This window comes from Methanosarcina sp. A14, assembly GCF_001729375.1.
In the GTDB taxonomy this organism is placed as follows: domain Archaea; phylum Halobacteriota; class Methanosarcinia; order Methanosarcinales; family Methanosarcinaceae; genus Methanosarcina; species Methanosarcina barkeri.
The window spans coordinates 1-7,237 of sequence record NZ_LZPK01000170.1 but is presented as its reverse complement, the minus strand read 5'-3'; the positions used below and the strand labels follow the sequence as shown (position 1 = coordinate 7,237).

General features: G+C 41.2%; 5 protein-coding genes and 1 pseudogene. 4 read left to right on the top strand and 2 right to left on the bottom strand.

Going from position 1 to position 7,237, the window contains the following annotated elements; translation table 11 throughout:
- Positions 1 to 132: 132 nt before the first annotated feature.
- Positions 133 to 1,637, bottom strand: a pseudogene (locus A9239_RS08860) (serine--tRNA ligase).
- A gap of 800 nt (positions 1,638 to 2,437) precedes the next feature.
- Between A9239_RS08860 and A9239_RS08855 the strand changes: the two are divergent.
- Both A9239_RS08855 and A9239_RS08850 read left to right on the top strand, forming a co-directional pair.
- On the top strand, positions 2,438 to 2,728 hold the full coding sequence (locus tag A9239_RS08855; RefSeq protein WP_048120822.1) for a nucleotidyltransferase family protein: 291 nt from the start codon (positions 2,438 to 2,440) through the stop codon (positions 2,726 to 2,728).
- Entirely contained in the window at positions 2,725 to 3,069 is a 345-nt protein-coding gene (locus A9239_RS08850; RefSeq protein WP_048120824.1) for a DUF86 domain-containing protein, read from the top strand. The genes A9239_RS08855 and A9239_RS08850 overlap by 4 nt, the downstream gene beginning before the upstream one ends.
- Positions 3,070 to 3,364: 295 nt before the next feature.
- Here the strand turns inward: A9239_RS08850 and A9239_RS08845 are convergent, their stop codons facing one another.
- Positions 3,365 to 4,207, bottom strand: coding sequence for an MBL fold metallo-hydrolase (locus tag A9239_RS08845; protein ID WP_048155881.1), 843 nt, complete (start codon positions 4,205 to 4,207; stop codon positions 3,365 to 3,367).
- A 356-nt stretch (positions 4,208 to 4,563) separates the two neighbouring features.
- Between A9239_RS08845 and A9239_RS08840 the strand changes: the two genes are divergently transcribed.
- Entirely contained in the window at positions 4,564 to 6,048 is a 1,485-nt protein-coding gene (locus A9239_RS08840; protein ID WP_048120830.1) for a class I SAM-dependent DNA methyltransferase, read from the top strand.
- Positions 6,045 to 7,237, top strand: a 1,193-nt coding sequence (locus A9239_RS08835; protein ID WP_069575280.1) for a class I SAM-dependent DNA methyltransferase, incomplete at its 3' end; no start/stop codon positions are given. The genes A9239_RS08840 and A9239_RS08835, both read left to right, overlap by 4 nt.

Below are 7,237 nucleotides of genomic sequence, written 5' to 3'. Positions count from 1 at the left end.
GAAGAAAACTTTATGGAAAAGAATTTGAAGGAGATATTAAGAAAAAATTAAAAATGAGATTAAGGAAAAGAATTTGAAGAAAAATTTAAAGAAAAAGTTTGAAGAAAAATTTGGAAAAAATTAATGAAAAATTTAAAGGAAACGGATTCCTTTCGGCATTTCACCTACTCTCTTTCTAAACTCCTCAGGCCAATTTGCAGGGTCAAGCCCTTTCTGCGCAAGGAAGACCGCAGTCCATCTTTCAAGCCCGACTCCGGAACAGCCAGACCAAATCTTCTCCAGACTGAAGTTTTACATTGAAGCCTTTGGGATACTTGTCTCCGTTGATACTCACATTCTGGAACTCGAGCCACTCTCCATCCGGCCCACGGTAAGGCAGGCAGGCCTCGTAATCGGTGGTCCCGACAGTGTTTTCTTCGGTAAGTCCGAGCAGCCCTTCCTGTGCCATGAACCAGAAAGTAACTCTTGCTTTTCTCCACCGATGTCCAGGATGTCGTTGAAGATATGCATATAACGATCATGCAGTTCTTCTGCGCACTTTGTTACCTCTTCTTTTGTCCCGATCCAGACAATTTCGACCCTGTGGAATTCATCGACCCTTTCGATACCGTGAATTCCGCCACTCTCATATCTGTGAGAGGTTCCAGACCTGTCAAAGACCTTTACAGGAATTTCCTCATTTGGAAGGGTTTCCCTTGCTACGTACATCCAGAAAGGCGGGCATTGGGCATAGCACATGCCTCCGATTGGCTCTGCGATTTTTTCCTTGATCAGTTTTGTGGGCGCTTCATGAGTAACCTTGTAGTAATCGGCAACCTCTTCCCAGTAATCGGGATCCCTTGTCTGCGGAGGACACACATAATATATCTCAGAGTAGACACCCTTTGCATGCCCGGATTTCATCCAGACTTCCCAGGTGACCAGTTTCGGGAAAATCATTTCCCTGTATCCGAGAGGTTCTAGAAGTTCTTCAAGGACGATTTTTTTGAAAGTCCGAAAGATCTTTGTGGACTGTGGCCCGTGGATCCACTGTCCGCGGCTTGACCCACGTTTGAGCCAGCCTTCTTTCATCATAGCCTGGGTCGGGTCTTCCTTGAAAGGATGCTCCATTGGCTCTCTCTGCCAGAGCAGATTCCAGTGCTCAGCCTTTGCTCCATACTGGGCAGCCTCGATCTTTTCTTCAAGAAGGGTGAGAATCCTGTCCGGAACCCGGTTCTTCATCTCAGCTTCTCCGACCTCAAGTTAGAGCTGAATCCCGCCTTCAATGTTTTCCATACTTTTTATATAAGGCACTTTGAGCATCCTGAGCTCGTGGTCAGCCGGCACTCTAATTGTGAGAGTTCAACCTCGATTCCGCGAATTCCTATCTTGTATTTCTTGCCGAGTGCCTCAGCAAGCTGTTTTCTCAGACGGAAAATTGCATCGTGCACCCTGACATACCTGCCGGACTGGAGCACAAGCTTGATCCTGTCCTCCCCGAGCTTCCATTCCGTAACCTTTGCTCCCTATCCTTCAGGCACCCCTCGGGTGAGAAGGGTATTGTTTGCTTCTTCAAAAAGCGCAGCTATAGCATCCTTTGCAGTAGCGGGATCTGCGCTTGTTTTAAAATAAGCTTTGGGATTGAACTGTAATTTCAAAGTTTGAGCCTCTTTTATTTGGTATGGAATAAGGTAATTGTGAATTAGATAACGACGTAAACAGAGTCTAAAATCAATTTCTGATATGAATGCCTATTCTATAGCAAAAATTCGTAACTCAATAGTAGAATACTGAGTATTCTGATGCTTTTTATCTATAAACTGGATGGGAACACTGAGTTTTTGTACATTAAAATTATAGTTTGATAGAATTACATATAATTCAGATATAGAATTAGATATAGATATTTATAACCTGATCACCCATGCTGTCTAATAAAAATCCGACCAGCCATTTAAGTATTAAATGTTTAAAAAATATCTGTTTCATATAAATTAATTTAATTCATAAAAATTATATTATCATAGAGAAATATTAATAATTATATATAATTACTTATTAAGCTATCATTGTCAGCTATTTATATCAACTATTGATGTCAGCTATTGATGTCAGCTATTGATGTCAGCTATTGATGTCAGCTATTGATGTCAGCTATTGATGTCAGAGCTATTGGTTACACACTATTTTAAAAGATCTGTTTCAACAACTATGCAACTAAAACTTAAATCTAGCGACGGAGGAGAAACAGAAAGAAATAGAATCCCGGACAGGTTCACGGTCACGCAGTGACCGGCCTTTCCGAAAAAATGGATGTGAAAAAAAGAATTGCAAATTTGCAATGCAGCAGGTTATATATTATACAAAGGACAGTACTTTATAAGCTGGGAGATCACTCAAACGTAGATTAACGTAAAAGTGGGTAGAAACAAATATTGCGGGATACAGAGGAACATATATGGATGTTAACCAGATCCGGCTCCTTATCTTAGAAAGAAAGGACGAAATAAAAGAAAAGTTCAAAGCTGAAGTCCTGGGCGTTTTCGGCTCATACGCACGTGGCGAAGAAAAAAAAGAAAGTGATATTGACGTCCTTGTGAGGTTTGGAGAAGGAGCTACCCTCTTACACCTTGTGGGACTTGGATATTATCTTGAGGACTTATTTGGAGTTCCAGTTGATGTTGTTTCAGAAAGGGCTCTCCACCCGATGATGAAAGATGACGTGTTAAAAGAGCTGGTACCGGTATGAGATCCCCTCTTCTCTATCTTTCCGAGATAATGTCCGCCGCTGTAGCTATACAAGATTTCACTGAGGGAATGGACAGAGAAACTTTTCTGAATGATGAGAAAACAAAAAGTGCAGTTGTCCGCCAGTTAGAAATAATAGGTGAAGCTGCAAAAGCTATTCCTGCAGATATAAAGGCTTTAGCTCCTGATATAGATTGGAGAAATATATCAGGTATGAGAGATCGAATAATACACGCTTATTTTAATGTTGATTATAACCTTGTCTGGGATACCATAGTAAGTGATATTCCAGTGCTTGAGAGCAGAATTGAAATGCTAGTTAACGAGTTAAAAAATAGCTGAACAAATGTTCTTCCCGATGGTTTTCAAGAAATGCAGTAAAAGATTCTCTGCTCTGCGGAGAAGCATACTACACTCCAGAAATTTCAAGAAAAATCAACATAGTTATGAAAAAGTTCCATGAGTTCAAACTTCTCCTGCATCCTTTAGTTGCCAACGAGTTGAGTTTTGAAGAAATAGTTGCATGATATTGCGTTTACTTTTTATTTTTACCCCTATCCGAAAAGTTGATTGAAAGCAAAATAAAAAGAAAAAAGACAAAGTAAAAAAGAGAAAAAAACGAGAATTAAATAAATCGTTAAAAATATTCAATTTGCAGGCCAACTCCAACTTCTTTAAGCCTGCAAACCTTTGAAAGTTCGATTTTTGAGTTTAAGTCCGTACAGTGGCAGGCATGCACGCAGCCAGGGTCAAGTTTTTTAAGGTATTCAATAGTCCCATGCATCCGTTCTTCTGAGGGTTCCAGAAGATGAAAGCCACCTATTATATCAAGGACCCTGCTGTCTCCACATACTTCTTTTGCATATTTGGTAATATTGCAGATCCCGGAGTGGGAACAGCCCGTGATAATTACGAGCCCTGCTTCTGCCCTGTATACGAGTGCCGTGTCATCCGGAATAAGGTCGGGAATTTTGTTCCCCTCGCTGTCCTGCACATATCCGACAGCTGCCTCTACCTCAAAAGTGAAGTTCCTGGGGATTTCCCCAAGGAAAACGAGCTTCTCACTCAGCCAGAGGGGAGTACTTGAGAGCTGTAGCCTGAAGTGTTCTGAAAGCTTTTTGGGAGTGAACAAACTTCCGATTTCCCCTATCTCTTCAGTTTTTTTGCTTTCGAAGACCAGGGGATGGGCAACGAGAACCGGAGATCTGCTGGGAAGCTTTTCTATCCCTGCTTCCGTGAATAAACGTATCAGAGGTTCGAGTCCCCAGGTGTGGTCCAGGTGTCCGTGGGAGAGTACCAGATAGTCAAGGTCCAGAAGTGAAAGCCCCATTTTCCGGGCATTTGTGAGGAAGATATCCGAATACCCGGTATCAAAAAGAACTCGTATGCCGGAATCCTCCAGCAGAAAAGACAAACCGGGCTCGGCAAAGAAATACCTGTCAATAAGGGTGTTGTTATCAACAAGGACAGTGAGTTTCATAAAGTGTTTATTTTGCCTGCGGGGTATAATAGTATTATTACCAAACATTTGAAAAAATATTTAGAGTTGAGTTTAGTACTGTACGTGATCCGTAAGAAAATAAAAAAGGTATTAAAGATTGTCTCCTGTCGAATAGTATATACGCTTACTGTAAAAGTTATAGCAGGTCACAATACTTTTTGGATAGGGTCTAAGTTGGGATTAAGTCTAGAATGCTCCGTTTAAGAAAATGTTAGAACTCTACTTTTGTTTTATATAATCGGCACTTTTTTAAATCATTTTAGCGCTTAACTTTGAAACACATATAATTGTCTTCACTTTACTTACTGACGTTTGAAATGCGGAGAATTAGAAAAATGAACAAAATGACCCTTTCAGAATTAGAGCAGTCACTCTGGGGTGCCGCCAATATATTGCGAGGCCCTGTCGATGCTTCTGATTTTAAATCATATATATTTCCCGTACTTTTTTTCAAAAGAATCTCTGATGTTTATGATGAAGAATATAAAGAAGCTCTTGAAGAATCAGAAGGTGACGAAGAATACGCTGGATTAAGCGAATTTCACGACTTCAACATCCCTGAAAAAGCTCACTGGAAAGATATCCTGGAAACAACCCAGAATGTTGGTCAAGCTCTTCAATACGCCTTCAGAGAAATCGAAAAATCAAATCCTGATCAGCTTTACGGCATATTTGGAGATGTGAACTGGACAAACAAAGACAGATTATCCGATGAGCTCTTGATTAACCTTATCCAACACTTTAACTCTCTCGTACTTTCAAAATCCAATGTAGAACCTGACATGCTTGGCCAAGCTTATGAATACCTTATTAAAAAATTTGCAGACCTTACGAACAGAAAAGCAGGCGAGTTCTATACACCAAGGCCGATAGTCCATTTAATGGGCAGTATTCTGAAACCCCAGGAGGGAGAAACAATTTACGATCCTGCATGCGGTTCAGGCGGTATGCTTCTCGAGTCCTATCATTATGTTAAAAGTAATGGAGGAGATGCAAGAACACTAAAACTGTACGGCCAGGAAAAAAACCTGACAACCTCTTCAATTTCAAGAATCAATTTATTTATCCATGCAGTACAGAGCTTCCAGATAATTCGAGGCGATACATTAAGAGAGCCTGCTTTTCTTGAGGGTGATAGGCTTGCTCAATTTGATATCGTAATTGCAAATCCTCCATTTTCACTGAAAAAGTGGGGGTATGAAAACTGGTCGCAAGATCCATACGGCAGAAATATTGTAGGCACTCCACCCAAAAGTAACGGAGACTATGCCTGGGTCCAGCACATGATTGCTTCAATGGATCCTGAAACCGGAAGAATGGCAATTGTGCTGCCTCATGGGGCTCTCTTCAGGCAGGGAGCCGAAGGAAAAATCAGAAAAGCACTGATTGAAATGGACCTGCTGGAGGCTGTTATCGGGCTTGGTCCAAACCTGTTTTACGGAACCGGAATTAGTGCCTGTATTCTCGTTTTCCGCTCAAAGAAAACCAATGAAAGAAAGAACAGGGTACTTTTCATCGATGCATCTGAACAGTACCAGAAAGGCAGAAGCCAGAACATTTTCCTGCCAGAGAATGCGGAAACCGTACTTAAGTGGTATGAGAATTATGGAGATATTGAAAATATATCTCAGGTAGTTGAGCTTTCAGAAATTCAGAAAAACGAATTCAACCTTAATATTCCACTCTATGTCAAAAAAATCCATGAAGTAGAAAAGATTGACCTGAAAGTCACCCTTGAACAGCTAAAAAAGGATTACAAAGCTTTTCTGGAGTCCGAAGAAAAAATGAAGCGGTTACTTAAAGAAGTGAATGTTCTATGAACTCAGATAATTCTCACGTAAGCCAGCAGGAACTTGAGCAGTACCTGTGGGGTGCAGCTACTCTTCTCAGGGGAGGCGTTGACCCTGGAGAATACAAAAATATCATTTTTCCCCTGATGTTTTTCAAACGAATTTCCGATGTATACGAGGAAGAATTCGAAGAAGCTCTCAGGGAATCTGACGGAGACCTTGAATACGCCCAGTTTGCAGAAAATCACCGTTTCATAGTTCCAGACGGCTCACACTGGAAAGATGTAAGGGAAATCACCACTGATGTAGGAAAAGCGATCCGAGATGCAATGCGTGAAATCGAAAAAGCCAACCCTGACAAACTTGAGGGCATCTTCGGGGACGGAAACTGGACAAATAAAGACCGTTTGAGCGATAAAACCCTCATAGATCTGCTAGAACACTTTTCAAGCCTGAGTCTCACTATAAAAAACGTTCCTCAGGACCAGTTTGGGAATGCCTATGAGTATCTTATTAAAAAATTCGCGGATGATAGTGGCCACACCGCAGCCGAATTTTATACCAACAGAACAGTTGTCCGTCTGATGGCTTTAATTATGGACCCTAAATCAGGAGAATCTATTTACGACCCGACCTGCGGCTCTGGCGGAATGCTTCTGAACTCCCTCCTTCTGGTGAAAGAAAGAGGTGAAGAATACCGCAATATCAAACTCTACGGCCAGGAAATTAACCTTATAACTTCAGCTATTGCTCGCATGAATATGTTCATCCACGATGTCGGCGATTTCCAGATCATAAGAGGTGACACTCTTGAAGACCCAGCCTTCATCAAAAACGATAGGGTTCAGCAATTCGACATTGTAATTGCAAATCCTCCTTATTCAATCAAAAAATGGAACCATAGCGGCTGGACAAAAGACCCCTGGGGCAGAAATATATACGGAACTCCTCCTCAGAGCTGTGCCGATTACGCTTTTTTCCAGCATATTATATGTTCAATGAAAGAAGATACTGGCAGATGTGCAATTCTCTGGCCTCATGGAGTTCTATTCAGGGATTCTGAACAGAGTATGAGGGCAAAATTGATTGAGGACGATTATGTGGATTGCGTGATAGGCCTGGGACCAAATTTATTCTACAATTCTCCAATGGAAGCCTGTATTGTCATTTGCAGAAAAAGCAAACCAGCCGAAAGAAAAGGAAAAATCATGTTTATAAA

Excerpts from the sequence above, each read along its gene's own strand:
- A9239_RS08855 (WP_048120822.1), top strand. The coding sequence starts at position 2,438 with ATGGATGTTAACCAGATCCGGCTCCTTATCTTAGAAAGAAAGGACGAA.
- A9239_RS08850 (WP_048120824.1), top strand. The coding sequence starts at position 2,725 with ATGAGATCCCCTCTTCTCTATCTTTCCGAGATAATGTCCGCCGCTGTA.
- A9239_RS08845 (WP_048155881.1), bottom strand. The coding sequence starts at position 4,207 with ATGAAACTCACTGTCCTTGTTGATAACAACACCCTTATTGACAGGTAT.
- A9239_RS08840 (WP_048120830.1), top strand. The coding sequence starts at position 4,564 with ATGAACAAAATGACCCTTTCAGAATTAGAGCAGTCACTCTGGGGTGCC.